The organism is Devosia ginsengisoli (assembly GCF_024707105.1).
GTDB classification, from domain to species: Bacteria; Pseudomonadota; Alphaproteobacteria; order Rhizobiales; family Devosiaceae; genus Devosia; species Devosia ginsengisoli_A.
This window is the reverse complement of the sequence record NZ_JANQAJ010000005.1, coordinates 1-20705: the sequence shown is the minus strand read 5'-3', so window position 1 is coordinate 20705 and position 20705 is coordinate 1. Positions and strand designations below refer to the sequence as shown.

General features: G+C 63.3%; 23 protein-coding genes and 1 tRNA gene. 12 read left to right on the top strand and 12 right to left on the bottom strand.

The window, feature by feature from the left end:
• Positions 1-326: 326 nt before the first annotated feature.
• Complete coding sequence (locus NVV79_RS01530) at positions 327-1046, bottom strand: LuxR family transcriptional regulator (RefSeq protein ID WP_303985558.1); 720 nt, start codon at positions 1044-1046, stop codon at positions 327-329.
• A gap of 165 nt (positions 1047-1211) precedes the next feature.
• On the opposite strand from NVV79_RS01530, the gene NVV79_RS01525 reads away from it, so the two are divergent.
• From NVV79_RS01525 to NVV79_RS01510, 4 genes are all read left to right on the top strand, one after another.
• Complete coding sequence (locus NVV79_RS01525) at positions 1212-2957, top strand: hypothetical protein (RefSeq protein ID WP_303985556.1); 1746 nt, start codon at positions 1212-1214, stop codon at positions 2955-2957.
• Between the two features lie 69 nt (positions 2958-3026).
• Positions 3027-4025 (top strand): hypothetical protein, encoded by a 999-nt coding sequence (locus NVV79_RS01520; protein WP_303985554.1) that lies wholly within the window; start codon positions 3027-3029, stop codon positions 4023-4025.
• Between the two features lie 65 nt (positions 4026-4090).
• Positions 4091-6853 carry a hypothetical protein gene (locus tag NVV79_RS01515; RefSeq protein ID WP_303985552.1) on the top strand — a complete coding sequence of 921 codons (2763 nt, stop codon included), beginning with the start codon at positions 4091-4093 and terminating at the stop codon, positions 6851-6853.
• An 11-nt stretch (positions 6854-6864) separates the two neighbouring features.
• Positions 6865-7593, top strand: coding sequence for a hypothetical protein (locus NVV79_RS01510; RefSeq protein ID WP_303985550.1), 729 nt, complete (start codon positions 6865-6867; stop codon positions 7591-7593).
• Positions 7594-7910: 317 nt separating this feature from the next.
• On the opposite strand, the gene NVV79_RS01505 is transcribed toward NVV79_RS01510, so the two are convergent.
• The 5 genes from NVV79_RS01505 to NVV79_RS01485 form a co-directional block, all read right to left on the bottom strand.
• Positions 7911-8042, bottom strand: coding sequence for a hypothetical protein (locus NVV79_RS01505; protein ID WP_303985548.1), 132 nt, complete (start codon positions 8040-8042; stop codon positions 7911-7913).
• Complete coding sequence (locus NVV79_RS01500) at positions 8039-8785, bottom strand: SDR family oxidoreductase (RefSeq protein WP_303985546.1); 747 nt, start codon at positions 8783-8785, stop codon at positions 8039-8041. The genes NVV79_RS01505 and NVV79_RS01500 overlap by 4 nt, the downstream gene beginning before the upstream one ends.
• Positions 8786-8835: 50 nt before the next feature.
• Complete coding sequence (locus tag NVV79_RS01495; RefSeq protein ID WP_303985544.1) at positions 8836-9786, bottom strand: alpha/beta hydrolase; 951 nt, start codon at positions 9784-9786, stop codon at positions 8836-8838.
• Positions 9787-9868: 82 nt separating this feature from the next.
• Entirely contained in the window at positions 9869-10177 is a 309-nt protein-coding gene (locus NVV79_RS01490) for a putative quinol monooxygenase (RefSeq protein WP_303985542.1), read from the bottom strand.
• A 66-nt stretch (positions 10178-10243) separates the two neighbouring features.
• Complete coding sequence (locus tag NVV79_RS01485; protein ID WP_303985540.1) at positions 10244-10654, bottom strand: ester cyclase; 411 nt, start codon at positions 10652-10654, stop codon at positions 10244-10246.
• Between the two features lie 190 nt (positions 10655-10844).
• Here NVV79_RS01485 and NVV79_RS01480 point away from each other — a divergent pair, with 190 nt between their 5' ends.
• On the top strand, positions 10845-11744 hold the full coding sequence (locus NVV79_RS01480) for an AraC family transcriptional regulator (protein ID WP_303985538.1): 900 nt from the start codon (positions 10845-10847) through the stop codon (positions 11742-11744).
• Positions 11745-12123: 379 nt separating this feature from the next.
• Here the strand turns inward: NVV79_RS01480 and NVV79_RS01475 are convergent, their stop codons facing one another.
• Together NVV79_RS01475 and NVV79_RS01470 are read right to left on the bottom strand one after the other, a co-directional pair.
• A complete protein-coding gene (locus NVV79_RS01475; protein WP_303985535.1) occupies positions 12124-12417 on the bottom strand; it encodes a hypothetical protein in 294 nt (97 codons plus the stop codon).
• Positions 12417-12917 (bottom strand): ParA family protein, encoded by a 501-nt coding sequence (locus NVV79_RS01470; RefSeq protein WP_303985533.1) that lies wholly within the window; start codon positions 12915-12917, stop codon positions 12417-12419. Before NVV79_RS01470 ends, NVV79_RS01475 begins: the two co-directional genes overlap by 1 nt.
• A gap of 287 nt (positions 12918-13204) precedes the next feature.
• Between NVV79_RS01470 and NVV79_RS01465 the strand changes: the two genes are divergently transcribed.
• Both NVV79_RS01465 and NVV79_RS01460 read left to right on the top strand, forming a co-directional pair.
• Positions 13205-14263, top strand: a complete 1059-nt coding sequence (locus NVV79_RS01465; protein ID WP_303985531.1) for a phage portal protein — start codon at positions 13205-13207, stop codon at positions 14261-14263.
• Positions 14260-14634 carry a hypothetical protein gene (locus NVV79_RS01460; protein WP_303985529.1) on the top strand — a complete coding sequence of 125 codons (375 nt, stop codon included), beginning with the start codon at positions 14260-14262 and terminating at the stop codon, positions 14632-14634. The genes NVV79_RS01465 and NVV79_RS01460 overlap by 4 nt, the downstream gene beginning before the upstream one ends.
• A gap of 166 nt (positions 14635-14800) precedes the next feature.
• On the opposite strand, the gene NVV79_RS01455 is transcribed toward NVV79_RS01460, so the two are convergent.
• A complete protein-coding gene (locus NVV79_RS01455; RefSeq protein WP_303985527.1) occupies positions 14801-15031 on the bottom strand; it encodes a hypothetical protein in 231 nt (76 codons plus the stop codon).
• 276 nt (positions 15032-15307) lie between these two features.
• Here NVV79_RS01455 and NVV79_RS01450 point away from each other — a divergent pair, with 276 nt between their 5' ends.
• The 3 genes from NVV79_RS01450 to NVV79_RS01440 are packed head-to-tail and all read left to right on the top strand — an operon-like array spanning position 15308 to position 16873.
• Positions 15308-15616 carry a hypothetical protein gene (locus tag NVV79_RS01450; protein WP_303985526.1) on the top strand — a complete coding sequence of 103 codons (309 nt, stop codon included), beginning with the start codon at positions 15308-15310 and terminating at the stop codon, positions 15614-15616.
• Entirely contained in the window at positions 15616-15801 is a 186-nt protein-coding gene (locus tag NVV79_RS01445) for a hypothetical protein (protein ID WP_303985524.1), read from the top strand. Before NVV79_RS01450 ends, NVV79_RS01445 begins: the two co-directional genes overlap by 1 nt.
• Complete coding sequence (locus tag NVV79_RS01440) at positions 15788-16873, top strand: tyrosine-type recombinase/integrase (RefSeq protein WP_303985522.1); 1086 nt, start codon at positions 15788-15790, stop codon at positions 16871-16873. Before NVV79_RS01445 ends, NVV79_RS01440 begins: the two co-directional genes overlap by 14 nt.
• A gap of 10 nt (positions 16874-16883) precedes the next feature.
• On the opposite strand, the gene NVV79_RS01435 is transcribed toward NVV79_RS01440, so the two are convergent.
• From NVV79_RS01435 to NVV79_RS01425, 3 genes are all read right to left on the bottom strand, one after another.
• Positions 16884-16960, bottom strand: a tRNA-Arg gene (locus NVV79_RS01435).
• A gap of 257 nt (positions 16961-17217) precedes the next feature.
• A complete protein-coding gene (locus NVV79_RS01430; RefSeq protein ID WP_303985520.1) occupies positions 17218-18648 on the bottom strand; it encodes a HAMP domain-containing sensor histidine kinase in 1431 nt (476 codons plus the stop codon).
• Positions 18649-18700: 52 nt separating this feature from the next.
• Positions 18701-20128 carry an FAD-dependent oxidoreductase gene (locus NVV79_RS01425; protein WP_303985518.1) on the bottom strand — a complete coding sequence of 476 codons (1428 nt, stop codon included), beginning with the start codon at positions 20126-20128 and terminating at the stop codon, positions 18701-18703.
• A 230-nt stretch (positions 20129-20358) separates the two neighbouring features.
• Between NVV79_RS01425 and rpmH the strand changes: the two genes are divergently transcribed.
• Together rpmH and NVV79_RS01415 are read left to right on the top strand one after the other, a co-directional pair.
• Positions 20359-20493 carry a 50S ribosomal protein L34 gene (gene rpmH, locus NVV79_RS01420; RefSeq protein WP_127751898.1) on the top strand — a complete coding sequence of 45 codons (135 nt, stop codon included), beginning with the start codon at positions 20359-20361 and terminating at the stop codon, positions 20491-20493.
• 14 nt (positions 20494-20507) lie between these two features.
• Positions 20508-20705: ribonuclease P protein component (locus NVV79_RS01415; RefSeq protein WP_303985512.1), on the top strand; the 198-nt coding region annotated here is incomplete at its 3' end.

The following is a 20705-nucleotide window of genomic DNA, read 5'->3' as shown; positions in this document are numbered from 1 at the left end:
GGGTTTGCAGACTCTTCGTCGGCCGCCCTTGCAGAGGCGGCCTGCCGGCCAATCAAGCCGGAATCGGCCTGACGCAACCAAGATGCGAGATCCTTTGACGGAAAACAAGGACTCAGGCCGGCTTGCTCGATCGCGTGGTTAACGTCTGGTGACAGTACAGTTTGGCGCCAGAACTGTCTCATGCGGCGGAGATAGGTACGACCGTTTAGGGGCCGACAGCCGCCCGACCGCTTTTGGTCACGGCACGATTGAAAGCAGACATTTCGTGTGCGGTCGCGCCGAAGGTTTGTCTGGGGCCTGTCGCGGAACGACCGCGCTTGAAGGCATCAAAGACCCAGCAGTTTCATGGACATGGCTTTTGCCAATGCCTGCTCGCGTGTCGCCGCCTTTAACTTACCTCTGGCCCGCCGTACGTGCAGTTCCACGGTCACGGGCTTGATATCCAAGCGGTCGGCGATCTGCTGGGTTCTGAGGCCGGCGGCCAGGTGAATGAGACAATCCCTCTCTCTGCGGGACAGCACGGGCCTCTCGTCATCGAGCGGTGATCGCGGAAGTCCGTCCATACGCTCATGGGCATAAAGGGCAGCCAGCCGGAGCATGGTTCCGTGTTCGGCCTGGATCTTTTCCACCTCGGATCGTTTCAAGGTCGATCCGATATTCCAACCGCCCATGCCTCTCTCGTCTGCCTTGTGAAAGGTGCAGGAAAACCCCGAGCGCATTCCGGCCTCTCGCGCGGTCAGGATCACCTGACGTTCGCTCTGGGTAAGATAGCTATAGAGCTCCAGATAGTCCGCCCCGGTCTGCCGCGGGTCGAGACTGGCGCAGCAGTAGCGGAAGAATGGGTCATCCTGCGGGTTGCAAACGTCGGCATAGTATTCGCCAAAGCTATCTGGGTATGAGCTGAGGATGTGTTGCGAATGGGTCCGCAGGTCCGCATAGATGATCCGGTCAAATCCATGCTCCGCAAAAATACCGCGAGCAGCATCCCAGACAAGATCGCGCGTTGTCGCCTCCACGATCCGATCGACTATTGCCTCGATTGCCATCCCTCCCCCTTTTGCCCGCGCATATAAGGATTTCCATAGATTGCGCAGCTTGCGCAGGATTTGTCTATTGCCTCAACACTTTGCTGGTCATTCCAGCGGAGCGACAGCCGGGGGGCCGGTCGTGTTGCAACTCTCGTGTGCAGCGCCAGGACAATGAGGCGCGAAGTGACATATCTGATCTGGGCAGCGCCATGCACCCTATGGGCCAGCCGCCTCACCACCATGCGGAAGGGGCTCATCGGGCCTTTGGCTCTGGCCACATCCTGCCTCACCCTGCCGGCGATGGCGGTGGTCTACCCCGCCGATGTCAACGCACATTTGGATGCCGAGATCGAGCGCTTCATCGGCGCGCCCGGCTTTTTCGAGGTCGACCCGGCCTATTTCGACTCGCCCGAATGGAACAGTGTCGAGCGGTTTCCCTTCGGCGACTCGCCCTATACCGATTATCGCGACTGGGGCATGTCCGACGCCGGCAAGGCGATCATGGCGCTGGAAGCCTTCGAACCGGCCCTGCCGCACACGCGCTATCGCATCAGCGTGACCCATGTCGATGGCAATGCCGAATATCCCAACGTCATGCGGCTGGTCGAGGTGGTCCGTTTCAATGTTGGTCCGGCGCTGGCGGCCAGCAACCGGGAGAGCTATGGCGACCAGTTCACGCCAAGCGCAGAAGACATCGGCGTTGGCGGTGACACCGCGTGGCGGTTCGCCATGTTCAGCTCGCAGGGACTGCCAAACCAGATCGCGGCACTTTCGCGGCGCCATCTAAACCAGGTTGACGCGCAGCGCTATGATTGCCTGGGGGTCCCCTGCCTTGCCCTGGTCGATCCTGGCGACGAAGGCACGAACTGGACCGACATTACCGTCGACGAAGATGGCGATATCGAACCCTACCGGAAGCGTGACGACCGCGGTCTCTCCGTGCCCACGCGGGTCGCCGATCTGCTGAGCGACCAGGCCCTGTCTGACGAAGACCTGGGCATGGTGATTTCCAGTGACGTCATTGGCCAGGATACCATCACCAATGGCGTGATGTGGCGGGCCGATCGCCAGGAATGGGTCAAACGCTGGGAGCTGGCTGGTCTTGCAGCGCGCTGGAGCCGCGCTGCGAACTTCCATCCCGTCGCGTCGGCAGAGCCGGATCCAGGCTACCTCACCGCGGTCAGCGTGGCGACGGAGGTGCCGGCCTGGCAATACGCCCTGCTGTTCGAAACGAACGGACAGCCGACACGCCGATATGATGTGCTGACCAATGGTGAGGGCGCCTCATTTCGCGCTGATGGTCTCGATATTGTCGGGGTCTCAGACATGCCCGGCTGGGCCTATGGCCATATGCCCGGAATTGATGCGGCGCTGAAATTTTATCCCACGCGTGGCTTTCCGATTGATGCGCCTCTTCTGACCAGCCGCGTCCTCGACACCGGCCGGCGAGAACAGATGGGGCGTTATGTGGCGCGTGAATTGCGGCTCGTGGCGTCCATTCCCCATGCTAGCGATGGCACACATCGCGTCTGGACCGGACCGATCTGGGCCATAGACGACTTGCCAGCTGCCCCCGGTCTGCCTGAACTGCCCGGTTCGCCATTCGCCGGCACCGCGTTGGGCCTGTCCATGCTCCAGGCATATGTGGGACGGGAACTGGCCGAGCTGGGAATGATCGCGCGCGCCGAAATCACGCTCCACCTCGGGTTGAACAGCAGCGATATCGACAGGCTGTTGCTCGACGATACCGACAATACGCGGATGAGCCTCAATTCGACCGCCAGTCAGATGGTCCGCATCCGCATTGGCGGGCTGCAGGCGGCGCCAGAAGGTGCCTTCGCATCCACCTTTGCCGACGCGCTGCTTTTGGGCACAGGCGACTGGACCGGAACGCTGCCGCCATCGACCGTGCCCCTTCTCGATAACTGACGCACCAATTCCTCTGGAGACGCAGCAGATGTTCGCACCCCTCATCATTCACTCCCGGAAGGCCCGCTAATGTGGGATTTTTCGATTTCCCGCTCGCTCGGGCTCATGGGCAAGACCATGCCCTTCATCCTGCTGCGCGTTGCGGTCTATTTGGGCATGGCGGCCGCCTATGTGATCGTCACCGGTACTGGCGCCGGCATTGGCTGGGGCGTCGGTGCCTTTGGTGACGATGGTTTCCGCACAGGCTCAATTTTCTGGGGTGGAGCCATCGGCTTCGGCCTGACCGCCGGCGTGCTCTATTTTCTGCGCGAGTATATCCTCTATGTCGTCAAAGCCGGCCATATCGCCGTGCTTGTCGAACTGCTGGACGGGCGGCAGATGCCCGAGGGCAAGTCGCAGGTGTCCTACGCGACATCAGTGGTCAAGCAGCGCTTTGGCGAAGCGAGCGTGTTGTTTGCCATCGACCAATTGGTCAAGGGCGTCCTCCGCGCGGTCACCGGGCTGATCCAGGGCATTGCCGCCTTCCTGCCCATTCCGGGCCTGCAGCAGATCACCGGCCTTCTGCGCGCCTTCCTCAATATTGCTGTCGGCTTTGTCGACGAGGTGATCCTGGCCTATGCCATCCGCACCGGCTCGAGCAATCCCTGGGCCTCGGCGCGCACGGCCCTTGTGCTCTACGGGCAGAACTACAAGCCCATGCTCAAGAACGCTGCCTGGCTGACGCTGATCGTCTATGGCCTGTCGTTTCTCGTGTTCCTGCTCATGCTCGCCCCTGCCGCCGCGCTGGTCTGGTTCATCCCCGGCGCCTGGTCGGCGGGCGGCTTCGTCTTCGCGCTGCTCTTTGCCTGGTCGGTGAAGGCCGCGCTGATCGAGCCCTTCGCCATTGCCTGCATGATGGATGTCTACTTCCGCACCATCGAAGGGCAGGCGCCGAACCCGGAATGGGACGCCAGGCTTTCGGGCATGTCCAAAAAATTCGCCACCATCAAGGACAAGGCCGCCGGCTGGCAACCCGCCCCGGCGCCCGGCGCGAGCGGCTCCACCATGCAGGGCGGGGCGACGACATGACATTTCATCATCAGACATTTGGAGGGACGTCCGGCATGCGGGCTCGATTGAAGGATTTGGGACGCGTGGCGCTGTTGAGCGCTGTCGCCGGGCTGGCCATGCCGGCCGCAGCACAAGATGCGGATAGCGCCTCCATCCTCATTTATGACGCGTCCGGCTCGATGTGGGGCCAGCTCGATGGTGGTATCAGCAAGGTCGAGATCGCTCGCGAAGTGATCGGCGACTTCTTCGCCAGCCGCGACAATTCCATTCCCCTTGGCGTCATCGCCTATGGCCACAACCGGCGCAGCGATTGTTCGGACATAGAGGTGATCGCCAATGTGGGGATCAATGATCCTTCCGGGCTGTCGTCGAGCCTCAACCGCCTCAATCCGCGCGGCATGACGCCGATCACCGACGCGATGTCGCTGGCCGCCTCGATGATCCCGCCCACTGCGGAATCGGCCGACATTATCCTCGTCACCGACGGTCTCGAAACCTGCGAGGCCGACCCCTGCGCGCTGGCCGCGCAATTGGCCAATGAAGGCATCGCCATCCGCGCTCACGTCGTGGGTTTCGGACTGACCAAGGAGGAAGGCGAGGTCATGTCCTGCGTGGCCGACGCCACGGGCGGCCTGCTGCTCACCCCGCAGACCGGACAGGAACTGGCCGATGCCCTGCGCCAGGTGGCGCAGGTCGAGCCAGCCCCGGCGCCTGAGCCCGAGCCAGTTGCTGAAGCCTTTTTCGACATCGGCCCGAAGGCCGAAGCCGGGCACAATTACACAATCTCGTTCAAGGGCACCGCGCGCAATGTCGACTATGCCGGCTTCACGCGGCGCGGCGAGGGGGCGCCGGATGTGAGCCCGTCCTATGGCGTGCTCGGCGGCGCTGCCGCCGGCAGCAATCCGTTCACCAGGCGCGCCCCGCTTGAGGCAGGTGAGTATGATTTGATCCTGGCCGTGACCGGCCAGGGCGTCATCGCGCGCCAGCCGATTGAAGTCGTTGCCGCCTCGAACGGCTTCGATGCCATCGGGTCGGTGGAATCGGACAAGCGCTTTGAATTTACCTGGCGCGGGCCCAACCAGGTTGGCCAGCGCATCGTCATCGCCCGCCCCGGTGCTGCGCCTGACGATTATTTCGATAGCTGGGGCTATCCCTATAACAACAGGCGGACGCAGAGTATGGGCCTGACGGCGCCGGCGGAGGCTGGCGTCTACGAACTCCGCTACATCTCCGGCAATCAACGCGAGATCCTATTTTCGCGCGAATTCGGCGTCGGTATGCCCTTCGAAGATGCCGACCAGACCAATACCGCCGATCTCGCCGCCCAGGCCGCCGCGGCCACCCGGGCCGCACCGGGGCAGGATGACCTGCCCATGGTTCCGGCCATTTTCCGCCTGCCGCCCGACTATCCGCAGGTGCCGCATGAATGGTCGGCCATTCCGCTCGATCCCGACATGAGCCCGGAAGCCTGGGCACCCTCGGGCAAGACCGTGACAGGCGAAGGCGTCTTCGAGCCCGGCCGCTATGAAGTCACTGCCGACTGGGGGCCCAAGGACACCTTCAAGGGCGTCGTCGAAGTCCTGCCCGGTCAGGCCAATGACTTCGTCATTCCGGCCATGAGCGAGGAGGACCCTTTCGTCCCGACCCTGGACGGCCCCTGGCAGATCCTGGGCGTTCCACCCTATCAGGTCCAGGCGGGCGCCGACCAATTGCTGACACTGGCGCTGGACCACCCCTATCCCGATGCCCCGATTGGCGGCAGCTGGACAGCCGGCCAAATGCTGGCTGGCCCGCAGGCTGCTGGACGGGAGGGGGGCTTTTCCAGCGCCACGCTCGAAAACGAGGTGCTGCAGATGACCTTCACTGTGGGCGACCCGATCCCCGAGCCCATGACGCTTTATCTCACCCCCTATGAGATCGGCTATGCCGGAACCCTCTCCTCCGGCGCCATGGGCATCAGCGTCGTCATGTGGCCCGGCGGCTACACTCCCCCCTCGCTGTCCGAAATGCGCGAGGCCGTGCACGGGCCTGCACCCGGTGATTTTGTCGATATGACATCATCGGCGCCCGAGGTCTCCGCGCCCTCCCAGCCCGCCACGGCCGCCACCGTCCCTGTGCGTCTGCGCACGCCGTTCGAAATCGGCGATGTGGGCGTGCAATGGTCAGCTATCCGCACCGATGTTCAGGAAATGGACATCGCCTTTGCCAGCAATGACTTGGAGACCAGCTTTGTCACCGATCTGGCAGCCGGTGGCACCTATGAGGTCGAAGGCATCAATCTGGACGCCGGTATCGTCCTCGCCGACACCATCACCGTTGATCCCAATGGCCGCAATGACTTCGAAATTCCGCTGGCCACCGGGAGTGACGGCGACACCGGCCCTGCCGATCAGGGGCTGGGCGAGGATGTCGCCTTTGTTTGCACCAACACGCCCTCGGGCTGTCCTGTGACCCACGCGGCCAGCGGCATATCCCTGACCCTGCCCAATGACTGGGCGATGAGCGAACCCTACTTTTACGAGACGGCGGGTGGCGCCGGTAGCGATCTGCCAACCGCCAGCTTCTTCTGGGAGAGCTTCGGCACCGTCAACACCATCGAGCTCAATCCGCACCAATGGCTGGACTCCAATGGTCGCTGCGCGCCCGTCGACTCCAGCCAGCTTTGCTACATGCAGGGCCAGGACATGATGGTCGACGTCATTTTCGAGATGATCCGCGACACGATGAGCGTGACGCCGCCCGGCAGGCAGGCAGCGGCGGCCGAATCCGAACGAAGCGGCGCCGTCTACCCCATCGATCTCAGCAACACCACGCCCGAAGCGTTTCGGCAAATGCTGTCCAATTGAGGAGCCCGACAATGAAGATGCGCACGAGAAATGCGGCCCTGGCTTTGGGTCTGGCAGCGGGCTTGGCGATTCAGGTCGCTCCGGCCCAGGCACAATATGTCCAGACAGCGGTCTGCGGAACGTCCGGCTGCACCTGCAAGGTCAGCACAGTGACGATTGAAGAGGTCGAGGCAACGCTGCGGCTGAAGACGGAAGTAGGCGCGATCGACATGATCTTGGTCCAGGACGCATCCGGGTTCAGTTGGCAGGATCTGACGCCCGCCCAGCTTGACCGCAAATATGGCGGTGATGGGTCATGCCCACTGCAACTCGCCGATGAATTCACGCCCGAGGATGGTCTGTGGCAGATCAGTGTCGGCACCACCGACACCTCCGCCTGCCAGATGGTCAGGGGCCAGATACCAGGCGGCATGACCAGCCAGACGCGCCAGATCATCTGGAATGGCGTGTTCCATCCCGAAAAACTGTTCATGGAAGCCCGCGGCATGTTCCACTGGACCGAAACCGGCCGGCTGAACTGGCGCGGCGTGCTGGTCGATGAAACCATGTCGGCCAATGGCGGCACCTCTGGCGCCGGCGTCATCCAGACGGTCCGCATGGTCAGCCCCACCGAAGTCACCGGAAACAGCGTCTTCGAATATGACCTGGCCATTCCTGGCCTCGATGCTGCGGCGGCAGCGATCATTGCCGGGATGCAGTGCAAGACGGTAACACCGTTCACTGCGCGCAAGGTGGGCTAGTAGGCGGCGCTCACCGCAGCGCGCCTCGATCGGTGCGGAGGCTTGTCGGCCTCGCTGAACTTGGAGAGGTCGCTCGCCTATGCATTACGGCTGCTTCCGGGACATGGCGCGACCAGCCTCTATGACCGAAATGGGGCGCGTTACGGCCCGTCGGCTTCCGCCCAGTGCCGCCGGTTGCTCGTCCCTCGCGATGAACGCGAAAGGCAGCCGTCTTATCGTGGTTGCACGCTTCGCGCCTGAAGGTCCGGTCGCGCGTTCTGCGCGCCCGGACCTGGCCAAATGCTCCCTGGTAAGTTGGACGATTTGAGAGGGCCCCCTCACCCCCAGCGCACGGTGCGGGTCGGCGAGCGTGCCGGCTGGGTCAGCCAGCGGCCAAGCAGTTGAAAGCTCCGCCGGGCCTTGCGCAGGTGCCAGCGCAAGGTGGCGGCCAGGATCGCGCGCATGCTCATCGCGAGGCTTCCCACTGCGCCACGGCATCGGGACCAGCGGGAAAGCGCTGCTGGCCGGTGGTGTCATTGGCGGCCCGCCACACGGCCTCGGCCACATCGATTTCCCGCGTCGTAACACTGGGAACGGCAAAGGCCTCGAAGATCGGCCGTGCAAAATCGGCATAGGCCGGTGGGATCAGGTCGGCAATGGGCAGTTCGGTATTGGCGCCGAACCGCGTCGTGGGCGCATAGCCGGGCTCAACCAGCTTGACGCCAATGTCGAAGGCAACCAGCTCTTTGGCCAGCGACCGGGAAAAGCCCTCGATGGCGGTCTTGGTGGCGGTATAGGCGGCGGCGAACGGCGAGGGCGACAGCACAACGCTTGAGGTGACGTTGACGATGACGCCGCCGCCCTGCTGCCGCATCTTGGGCAGGATGGCCTGGATCATGGCCATGACCCCCAGGGTATTGGTTTCGAACAGGCGGCGCACCTGGGCCATGGGCGAGGCCTCAAACGCCCCCACCATGCCGATGCCGGCATTGTTGACCAGCACGTCGATGGGGCCGGCTGCCGCCAGGCAGGCTGCGATACTGTCGGCATTGGTGACGTCGAGGGGCAGGACGTGGAGGCGGTCGGACTGGGCGAACAGGTCCGGCTGCGGGTGGCGCATCGTGGCGATGACCCTCCAGCCCTGGTCGTGGAAGTAGCGGGCCGTTTCCAGGCCATAGCCGGACGAGGTGCCAGTGATGAGAACAGTTTTCATGGAAATTTCCTTTGGTTGGTATGGGATAGGGGCCGAAGTCGCTCAAGGATTCAGGCGAGGGTCTTCAGGACGCGGCTGAGCCAGGCGCTGCGGGCAGCGCGGGCTGCCGTAGACAAACCAGCATCGGGGAACATGGCATCGAAGCCGTGGAAGCCACCGGCCCAGATGTGCAGCTCGGCCTGGCCGCCCGCTGCCCAGATCTTGCTGGCATAGGCGACGTCCTCATCGCGGAAGACTTCGGCCGTGCCGGCGTCGATATAGGTGGTCGGCAGGTCTGCCAGATTGGTTTCGAGCGCCGGCGAGATGTAGCTGGAGATCTCGCCCGTCTCGCCGTCGAGCACAGCCTGCCAGGCAAACAGGTTCTTCTCGCGCGTCCAGACGCCGGGCTCGCCGGCATATTGCTGGCTGGACGGCGTTGCGTTGCGATGGTCCAGCATCGGGCAGATCAGGATCTGGGCTGCAATGGACGGGCCATTGCGGTCGCGCGCCATCAGCACCGTGCCCGCCACGAGGCCGCCACCGGCGCTGGCGCCAGCCACCACGATACGGTTGGGATCAATGCCGAGGTCCCCGGCATGGGCGGCAAGCCACAGCAGGCCCTGGTAGCAGTCCTCCACCAGAGTGGTGCCCGAGACTTCGGGCGCTAGGCGATAGTCTATGGTCACCACCACCGCGCCATGCTGGTCGAGCCAGTCGAGCGGGATATCGAGATTGGCGAAGCGATCGCCCATCACCATGCCGCCACCGTGCAGCCAGTAGATGCAGGGGGCATTCTGCGTGGGCGCCGACGGCCGGAGCACGGTAAGGGGCAGGCTGGCGCCATCGGCGGCAGTCACCGCGATCTCGCGGCGCTCGAGCGCACGGCCATTGAGATAAGTTTCGGCGGGCACTGCATACTGGCGCATCTGCGCCAGAAGTTCGGGATTGAGATCAACACCGAGCGGGAAGTCGGCGAGCTTGGTGCTCAATTCAGGGTCGAGGGCGGGACGGGGAATGGACATGGAAGGCTCCGTTTTGAGGGTGTGGGTATGCGCGCCCGGACATCGACCGAGCGGGGGCTGAGTGGGCTAGGTGGGGCGGCAGCTAGGCTAGGATGGCCTTGCCGCCCACGGGGATGGCGTCGGAGTAGATGGACTCCCCGGCAATCAACGGGGCCAGCTCGGCAACGAAGGCCTGGGCCTCCTGGCTGGCGAAGAATTTTGCGTGCGCGTCCTGGCTGGTCCAGCCTTCTGCAACGCTGACCAGATCGGGATTGCTGGCCGAGCGGCTGACCAGGAACACCACGCAGTCATCATTGCCCAGCGACGGGGCGGCCAGGAGAAGCGCGACAAGGGCGTCGCCCTGACCTCTGTGAGCGGGGAAGGCGGCGTGAAAGCCGTGTTGTATCGTCATGGGTCTTTTCCTTGATGGAGTGGGTAAATTGCGCAGCACGGGGTCTCATGCTGCAGGGGCGTGTGGTCAGCCCTGCTGCGGCAGGACGCCCAATTGCTGCAGGACCGTCATCGTGTCCGGCCAGATCCAGAGCTCTGCGACCTTGCCATCGGCAATGCGGAAGACACCGGCGCCCGTCGCGGACAACACGCCGCTGGGCCCCATGGCCCCGAGATAGGGTGCCGACTGCGTCCCCTCATAGCGACCCCGATAGGAGACCTTGTCCCCTTCAGCGACCAGCTCGACGATCGGGTGGGTGAGGTTCGGCACGGCGGTGACGAGCCCGACGGAGAACTCAAGCGCTGCATTGAGGTTCATGTCCGGAGAGCCGGCAATATGGAGTATGAATTCCGGCGTCACCCATTCGGCGGGCGGGGACTTCTGAGCATCAAGGCCTTCGAAGTAGTGGCGGACGATCTGCTTGTTCTGTTCAGACATGATGGTCTCCGGTGGTTTAGGTCCGGCGGGCCCTGTCGTCCGCCGATGTCTGCACTGAACCACCGGTAGCTGCTCCAGCGTTAGGCGCATCCTCTCGCGTTATTGCACAATCCTATCATTGTGTAGAATTAAGCACGACGTCGTTGCTGGTCCGTGCTAGCAACGAACCTGCCAATGTGGAGAGAGTGCCATGCCGCTGGACGAACTGCGCAGCCTTATCAACCGCCATGCGCGGGCTGACATGACTACCCCGATCGAAGGGGTGCTCATTGCCCGTCATGATGTCTCAGAGCTGGAATCCTCGATGACCAGCTCGGTCATGGCGCTGATCGCCCAAGGCATGAAGCGCCTAGCGCTGGGCGACTGCGTCTATGAATACGGCCCGGGAGAGTATCTGGTCTCTTCGCTGGACCTGCCAGTGAATGGCCAGTTCATCGATGCCCGTCCAGACTGTCCGGCACTGGGCTTTGGCATGGTGCTGCACCCCGCCAGCATTGCCGAACTGCTGCTACAGGCGGGCGCACCCGATCTGCGCGATGGCCGGGGCAGCCCGCCAAGCGGCATGACGGTGAGTACAGCGCCGGCCGCACTGCTGGATGCGGTTACGCGCCTTATCCGCCTGCTCGATTCCCCACGCGATATTCCCGTTCTTGCCCCGCTGATAAAGCGCGAAATCCTCTGGTTGCTAATCGTTGGGGACCAGGGGGCGGCCGTGCGGCAGCTCGGCCTAGCCGACAGCAATCTCAGCCACATCGCTCGGGCGGTGCGCTGGATCCGCGACCACTATGCCCATGCCTTTCGTGTCGAAGACGTGGCGGCGATCTGCGGCATGAGCGTCTCGGCGTTCTATCGCAACTTCCAGGCCGCAACTGCGATGAGCCCGATCCAGTTTCAGAAGCAGATCCGGCTGCAGGAGGCCCGGCTGATGCTGGCTGCGCAGCATAGCGATGTGGCGGCTATCGGCTATCATGTCGGCTATGACAGTCCGTCCCAGTTTAGCCGCGAATATCGTCGCCAGTTTGGCGCGCCGCCCAGCAAGGATGCGGTCAGACTGCGCGGCACGGCGGCACCAGCAGGGGCCGTGTTCTAGCGACAGCCCGTGTGAGCGCCCAACCTCAGACGGACCACGTCGCGCCACTTGACGGCATGCCGTTTCGCTGCCGCCTAGGTGCGGCTGGCTGCCTGTCCTTGGGACGCAAAACGGGCGGGCCGAAATCCACCGGAGTCCTCGGTTTTCGTCCGCCAAGTTGAATGTCCGCTTTTTGGAACTGGTGAAGCCCAGGCGAACGGCCGATATGGGGCGCGTTGCCGACTCGGCGGCCACCTATTCCAAAGCGCCATCGGCAACCAGCCGTACACGGACCCACGGACCCACGGACCCACGGACCCACGGACCCACGGACCCACGGACCCACGGACCCACGGAGGGGTGCCGCCCGTTCCATGCGCAATCAAGCCCTATGTCACGATCAGGTAAAATCGTCGTCTCGGGCCGCGCGTTTGGCTTCGCTGTCGCGACCACCCTTGCGGCGTAGATAGGTCCGGAACCAGGCCGACAATTCAAACAGACCAGGACGGCCATCGGACACAAGGCCCTGGTCGATATAGCGTGCGATCAGGGCGTTGACGGTCACACCGTCCGCATCCGCCTTTTGCTTGAGGGCGCTAATACCTGGACGCGGCAGCCGGATGCGCACCTCGCGTATGTTCCAAATCGGGCGATCTGTCGCGATCGTTTCCGAGGTTTCATCTTCCGCCTTCATCACGCCACCTTCTGCTTCGTGGCTTCAGCAAAAATGGCAGCAAGAAGTCGACGCATCTCCCTGTCGCCAATATCGCCCGGCCTATATTCGGACACGCCCAACCCACGCTCCATGGCGTCCAGATACTGCACCCGTCGACCAATAATGGCAGGCAGCACGGCACCCTGTTCTGCATAGCGCTCAACATAATTGCGGGTGCGCGGCAGCGTTTCTCTGATGACCATGGTCAGCGCGATGCTGGCCGGTGTTCCGGAGACTGACCAAAGCCGGCGGAGCGGCGCAGTCGCCTGCAAGTCCAGCGGCGAAGGTTGGGAGGGGGTCAGCATAAAGTCGGCCAGATCGAGCGCCCGCTTCATACCCGCAATGTCCCGACCAGGCGTATCGATGACGATAAAGTCAAAGCCATTTTTCTCGGCCCAGGCAATCGCCTCTCCGATCCGCGCCTGGCTTGCCCGGCGCACCACGAGGCTTCCCTCCTGCCGCAACTTGGCCCACCGCATGCACGATTCCTGACCGCTCTCCCCATCGATGTCGGTGTCGAAAATAATGGTCTTGAGTCCGCCTCGATACGCCGCCACGGCGACGCGGACGCTCCCCCAGCGGTCCAAGAGGCTTATAGGCGATTAAGCGAGTACATGGTCGCTGCCAGCACTCACCCCGCTGGCGTGTCCTCTATCACTTCGGGGGAGCTTAGCCTGCGGTTCAATCGCGATTACGTGGCCCGCGCCCTTCAGAATTCTGGGGCGGCTGACCTGTTGCGCCCCTACCGGCGTCTGGGAGTACATTAATGGCGATCTGGGATATTTTTAAGCGCGAAAAACGCTCTGTCAGCAGCACCGGTTACACGGGAATGTTGATCGGTGCGCGGCAGGACTATCTTGCTGGCACCACGGGCATTGCCGAGTTGACCGGGACCGTCCAGTCCTGCGTGACGCTCTGGGCCAATGTTCTTTCCCTCGCGGACGTGAACGGCACAGCCATTCTCGATCGGCACACAATGGCAATGATTGGGCGTGCGCTCGCTTTGCGTGGCGAGGCCGTGTTCTATATTGGCGACACCGGTTCGCTGGTTGCCGTATCCGATTGGGACCTATCGACCCGGAATGGCAAGCCCTATGCCTACCGCCTGTCCATTAGCGAGGCCGGGGGCAACAAGTCGATTACCGCTCTGGCCGCTGAGGTCCTGCACTTCCGTATCGGTTCGGACGCTACCAGCCCTTGGCAGGGCAGTGCCCCTTTGCATCGGGCGCGCCTATCTGCCGGTCTTCTCCATTCGGTCGAGACTGCACTTAGCGAGATTTACGAAGAGGCCCCGCTTGGCTCGCAGATTGTGCCATTTCCTGAGTCCCCTGACGTTGATATGGAAGCCCTTGGCCGTGGGTTTAGGGGCCGTCGCGGTCGCGTTCTTCTTCGCGAATCCACCTCTGTAGCTGCGGCTGGTGGCGTCGCACCGCAACAGGACTGGCGGGGCAATGACGTTACCCCTGACATTCGCGGCGCACTGCCGACCGAAACGCTCGATGCGGCCCGCGCATCGGTCCTAAGCGCCTTTGGCGTGCTGCCCGCTCTGGTTGGTACGTCCGCCCAAGGCAATCTCGTTCGCGAGGCCCAGCGGCACCTTTGCACGTACATGTTGCAGCCTATCGCTGCGGTCATGGCTGAGGAGGCGTCCAACAAGCTGGGCGGCAATGTCGTCATCGATACGCTGCGGCCCGTGCAGGCGTTCGACACGGGCGGCAGGGCACGCGCTCTTGCCACGATCATTCAGGCCCTTGGCCAAGCCAAGGAACTGGGCGTCGATCCCGAGCAAGCGCTCAAGCTGGTCCATTGGGAGGATTCGGTATGAAGGGCCTAAAGCGGCACCGGCAGCGCCTGAAGAACCTCGCCAACGTCAATGTGCAGTCCGGGCTGGTTCGGGCCGCATCTAACATTCGGGACGATGCCAAAGCCTCGATTATAGATGGATTCGGCGTTCCGAGCGCGGCGGGCCAGTCACCCCACAACCAGACGGGCGCACTTCGGGCCGGGATCGTATCCGGGCCGCTGGGTACGAACGGGGCGCACGTCACGAGCACGGATTCAGCGTCGGCCAGCATCGAATTCGGCCGATCAGACGCGGCGGCCCGGCCGTTTCTTCGGCCCGCGGTCCAACGCAATTTGAAAGAGATTAGCCGCACGGTGGGCCAGGAGGTCCGCATCAATCTGCGGCGAACATAGGTTCGGTCGGCGCATGGGTTTTCCGTAGCCCGTTGTACATAGTGCGCCGCCGTCCAGCCCACCGGGGTATTGTCATGCTCCCCCGGTCGGCCATTGGCTGGATGTGGTCCATAACTCCAGCCAAAAAGCCCCGTCCGGTCCTTACAGGGAGTCGGGCGGGGCATTTTTATGCGCGACGGCGCACAGTCTCCCAAACTAGATAAAACCCGCCGCTCTCGCTAGGCTCGCTGGCTCTAATAACTTCCCAGTCATTTGCATCAGTCACTGCCTCCATGAATTTACGACCGGGTTCTAACGAAAGGTCGTCTTGGACCATCGCCCTATTTGCCCATTTGCGCTCGACCAGCTGGGTGGCTTCTTTATCCGAATACCGAGATAACCAAGTTTTCTCTTCCATGAAATTCCTCCCTGTTTTGCGCCCTAAAGGCACCACACTCCAGCGGCAACTACAACCCCTTGACCGTGAGATATAACTCGGTTAGTGTGAGATCATGCACAGAGACGCAAACACCTATTCGCTGACCCCTGCCGAAGTTACGGCCATGACAGACCTCACGGTGGAAAACCTGCGAGACTGGCGGCGCCGTGATCTTTTGAAGGTTTCGGCCAGCTCCAAGAAAACGGGCGCTGGCTCTATAGTGGCCGTGATGCGCTGCTGCTCGGCCTAGCAAAAGTGCTGGTGCAGAGCGGGCAATCGATCCCTTTCGCCCTTTGGATCGCGAATGAATGCGAGCTTTCTGTTCGCCATGCCATAGCCCCCAGCGACGACTATGCAGCTTTCGCGGCTCGATACTTCCTGTTCTGGTCAGAGAAGGCCGGAACGCCTTGGATTAGGCAGACAGGGTTCGAGCTGCAAAAGCTCGGCACCAATGACCTTTCCGATGTCGCAAAAGCAAAAGCACCTGGCGTTTTTGTGGTCGATACCGCCCAGTTGGCGGCTGCCGTGCCAGAACTGCTTCGCACCATCGTTGAGTGGGGCTAATGGCCAACCGTCCCGCAACAATCCGTAAGACCGACATCGAGCGCACTGTAAAAGGTGTTCTGGCCAGCGGCCTTGCCATTTCGCGGGTCGAGGTCGAAGGCGGCAGGCTTGTCATATACACCGGCGATGCCGTCGAAAACGAAACCCCCTTAGAGGCGTGGAGACGCGCAAATGGTGCGGGCTAAGCTCGTAGGCATCAACACCGTTCGCAAACGGCTCGCTGATGGCTCAATCCGGCTTTATTATTATCACCGCGCAACTGGCCGTGCCCTGGCTGGCAAGCCGGGGTCGCCCGAATTCCTGCGCGGATATGGTGAAGCCGAAAAGAGTCTTCTGGACCGGCTCAACGGCACCTTTGATGGCCTTGTGCGCGACTACACCCTTTCCCCCGAGTTCGGAAAGCTGCGGGCCAGCACACAACGCGAATACAAGCGGATGCTGACCAAGGCCGAAGTCAAGTTCGGCAAAATGCCCGTTGCGGCCCTAGAGGACCCCCGTGTCCGTAAGGACTTCATGGACTGGCGAGCGGAGGTGGCACGCGATTCCGGTGAGCGCGAAGGGGATAACCGGCTTTCTGTCGTTTCGGCCATGCTGACCTGGGCGCGCGATAATGGCGTGGTCTTTGCCAACCATGTCGAAGGCTTTAAGCGGCTCTACCATAGCAACCGCGCGGACATGATCTGGCTTCCCGAACAGATTGAAGCGGTGATCGCTGTGGCCCCGGTTGAAATCCAGCGGGCGCTAATCCTCGCGCTGCATACCGGCCAGCGCCAGGGCGACCTGTTGCGCCTCTCTTGGAACAACTATGACGGGCAGTACCTATCCCTTCGCCAAGGAAAGACCGGCCAGAAGGTCGATATACCTTGCACCAAGGCGCTAAAGGCAATGCTGGACGGCATGGACCGAACCGCCGCCGTGATCCTCACGACCAAAACCGCGCGTCCGTGGAAGCCGCGCTATTTCAAAGCCCAGTGGGAAGCCGCGGCTCGAGCCGCTGGCATCTCCGGGCTGCACTTCCATGACCTTCGCGGCACGGCTGTTACGATGCTGGCCGAGGCGGGCGCTACGGTCCCCCAGATAGCTTCGATCACGGGTCACTCACTCAAGACAGTGACCTCGATCCTAGAGAAATACCTTGCTCGAACCCGCGTTCTCGCGAGCGAGGCTATCACCCTTTTTGAGAACGCACCCAGCACAAAGTTTGCAAACCAACTGCAAACCGGCACATCGAAAACCATACGAGGTAACGCTAAGTGATTGAAATAATTGGCGCGCCCGAAGAGATTCGAACTCCTGACCCCCAGATTCGTAGTCTGGTGCTCTATCCAGCTGAGCTACGGGCGCGCAGGCCGTCGTGGGACGGCAGTTCAGGCGGTGGCGGAACGCTCAATGGCCTGAAGCGGCGCAACCCATACATGGGCGGTTCCGCCTTGGCAAGCGCGTCGATGACAGTTTTTCGTCACTGACCGGCCGCTGGCCCGCGGCATGAAGGCAGCGCGAGCTTTTTCGAGAGCGAGCACCATGTGGCATGCGGGAGAAACGGGCGGAGGAGAGGGCGCAGTGGCGTTGTTACGACGGACCGGCTCCCGGAAACGCAATCGTTAGACCTGGACACGCAGGGTGGTGGGCAGGATCAGGTCGAAGCGCGTGCCGGTGGGCTGGTCGGCCAGCAGCAGCTTTCCGCCATGCGCCTCGGTAATTTCGCGGGCGATGGCCAGACCCAGGCCGGTGCCGCCGGCGCGGGCGGAGCCCTCGAAGGCCACGAAGAGGTTTTCCCGGGCGCGCGGCGGCAGGCCGGGGCCGTTGTCGCTGACCGACAGGGTCACGGCTTCGTCGTCCTCGCTGACGATGACGGAAACCTGGGGTGACGCAATCGTGGTGCCGGCCGCTTCGAGCGCCTCGCGGGCATTCTTGAGCAGGTTGAGCAGGACGCGACCGAGCTGGCTGGCATCGACATTGAGCACCAGCGTCTCGGGCACCTGATTGGCGAAGCCGATCGCGGGGTGGCCGACCAGGCGGGCCTCGAAAGCCGCGTCCTCCACCAGCGCCAGCATGGCGACCGGCGCCAGCACTGGGGGCGCCGCGGTTTCGCGGCCATAGTCGAGCACCGACTGGGCGAAACCGATGGCCTTGTCCAGTGTGGTGACGAGGCGCGGCGCCAGCCGCTGCACCTTGGGATCGTCAAGCGTCGCCACCTGGTCGGACAGCAATTGCGCCGAGGTCAGGGTGTTGCGCAGGTCGTGGTTGATCTTGGCGACGGCCAGGCCCAGATCGGCCAGGTGCCGGCGCTGGCGCAGCATGGAGAAGAGATCGGATTCCATGGCGGCCAGTTCGCGCTCGACAATGCCGATTTCGTCGCGCCGGGCCGAAGGGGTGATGATGAGGCTGGCATTTTCGGGGGCCTGGCGGAAAGCCAGCATATTCTGGGTCAGCCGGCGCACTGGATAGATGAAGAGAAAGCTGGCCAGCAGATAGAGCGCCACCGCGGTCACGGCGGCAATGGCGAGCGAGACAATCCCGATCTGGCGGGAATAGGCCAGCATGTCCTGGCGCAGCGGGCGTTCCGACATCAACAGTTCGACCAGGCTGTCATCGAGATCGCCCTGCCCCACAATGCGCAGGGTGCGGTCGGGCGTGGCGAAGAGCACGTCGATGGCACCCACGATCAGCGTCATCAAGTCGGCCTGGCGCATGTCGGCGGTGACCACCACGTCGGGCCGCACGGGACTGGCCAGTTCGATGAGCTGGCTCTGGCCCTGGCGGCGATAGACGATGGCGTTGGCGCCGGCCGAGGTCAGCAGCCGATCAGTCAGTTCCCGCGGCAGCGCCATGACGTCGGGCACCGCATCGAGCACGCGCGCCGCCACCACGCCGACGCGCAGCCGGTCATCGAGCCAGTTGGCGCGGAACGTGGCCAGCGAGGGCAGATACACCACAACCTCGACCAGAAGTATCACCGCGATGATGGTGGCGATGAGCTTGATCGAGAGACCGGAGAACCGGCCGGGCGGGACACTGCGTTCGGCTGTCATTGCAAATCATTATAGGGAAAGCCGGGCGGGGCGTAAGCCCCCGGACAAGGGATCAGGGCAGGAAGCGCGCAAGGCCGGGCAGGCGGCGTTTCCAGCCGGGCCGCTCCTGCTGCGCCAGGTGCCGGGCGGCCAGATCGAGCAGCGCCGCGCCGATGCTCGATTGCGGCAAAGCCAGATGCGCGAGATCACCGGGCGTCAGGCCGCGCGACACGGCCAGCGCCAGCATGGCGATGATCTCGCCGACACCGGGGCCTACGGCGCCGGCGCCGGTAATGGTGCCCTTGCTGCCGATGACCAGGCGGACGGCGCCCTGCATCTGCCCCATGGCGCGCGCGGCATCGGTTTCGGCCAGGTTGGCGCGCAACACGCTCTGGCCGGCCCGCAGCGGCTTGTCACCGGCAAAGGTGCCCAACTGGGCCAGGGCAGGTTCGGTGGCCACGAAGCGGGGGAGTTTATGGGGATCGAGCCGACCATTGCTCTGGCCCACCAATCGCTCGACCAGCAGCCCGGCCTGCCTTGCGGCGACGTGCGGATGGTCCTGGCCAGCCGCGCCGCCAATGGCGCTGACACGGCCATTGGAGGTCTGCCCATCGGAACCGACCAGCAGGTGGTCGGGCCGCAGGCGATCGCGCCGGAGTTTCAGCTTGTCGAGCAGTCTGGCATCGAGCACCGGCGCCCGGCCCATTGCGACCAGGATATGGGAGACATCGAGACCGTCTTCGCCGGCCGGGGTATGCAGCGTAACGCCGGTGCCCTGGCTGCGCGGCACGATGGCGGTGACCTCGGCATCGTCGCGGATGACGATCCCCTCCTCGCGCAGAATCTGCAGCAGGATCGCTACCAGTTCGGGTTCGAAGCCAGCCAGCATTCCGCCCTGCGGCACGATAGTCACCATGGAGCCGAGCCGGCGATAGGCCTGTGCCAGTTCGAGCGCCTGCGGACTGCCGCCAATGACCACGAGATGGCTGAGCTTGCGGATATTGTCGGCAATGGTCTCGGGCGTGAAATAGGGTACGTCGTCGAGCCCCAGCAAAGCGGGAATCACCGACTGCGCGCCGGTAGCCAGGGCGAATTGGCCGGCGCGAATGGTGGTGTCGCCACAGCGCAGGCTGCGCTGATCGACAAAGCTCGCCGCGCCCTCCAACGTGATGACGCCCAGAGCGGCCAGCCGTTCCACGGCATCGCGCGGGGCGGCGGTGGCGGCCAAGGCGGCGGCATGCTCGGTGATAGCGCGGAAATTGGGCTTGGGCGCCGGCGTATCGAGGCCAACCTGGTCGGCGGTGCGGATGGCATGCGCCCGCGCGGCGCTGGCGAGGAAAGCGGCGCGGCGCAAGCTGCCCTGGGCGGGATCGACCCGGTCGGTACCGGGAATGTCGACCAGCACGACGTCGAGCCCCCGCTGCCGGGCCAGAAGGGCCAGATCGATACCAAGGGCGCCGGCGCCGATGACGCAGAGATCGGGTCTGATTATGTCTGCCATTGCCGCCAGTGGCCAGAAGAGATGGTAGTGGGCTTTATGGGGTGATACCGCTCCGAAAACAACGGGGCAACAGGCGCAAGGAAGTCGTGGCGTCCGCGTTGACTTGTGCCCGCGTTTTCCCTATAGACCCCACCAACCCGCACCGTGGGCGCCTGGCGCTTGATGTGTGTCCGAAATTCTTGCCTTGAGCAGCCCAATAAGAGGAACCGTGCCACGCGCGGTTTGATGTCATGAAGCGTACATACCAGCCCTCCAAGCTCGTGCGTGCCCGCCGTCACGGTTTCCGTGCGCGTATGGCCACCAAGGACGGTCGTGCGATCATCAACAAGCGCCGTCGCGACGGCCGCAAGAAGCTCACGGCCTAAGGCTGCGTGGCCGCATGACGGCCATCGAGCAGAAGCCTGGTGCCCTGCGCCGGCTGACCAAGCGGAACCAGTTTCAACGGGCCGCCCGGGGCAATCGCGCCGGGCGTTCTGCGTTTGGGTTGCAGGTGATCGCTGCTGAGAGTGCCGAGCCCGGCATCGGCTTCACGGTGACGAAGAAGTCAGGCAATTCTCCCCAGCGCAATCGCATAAAA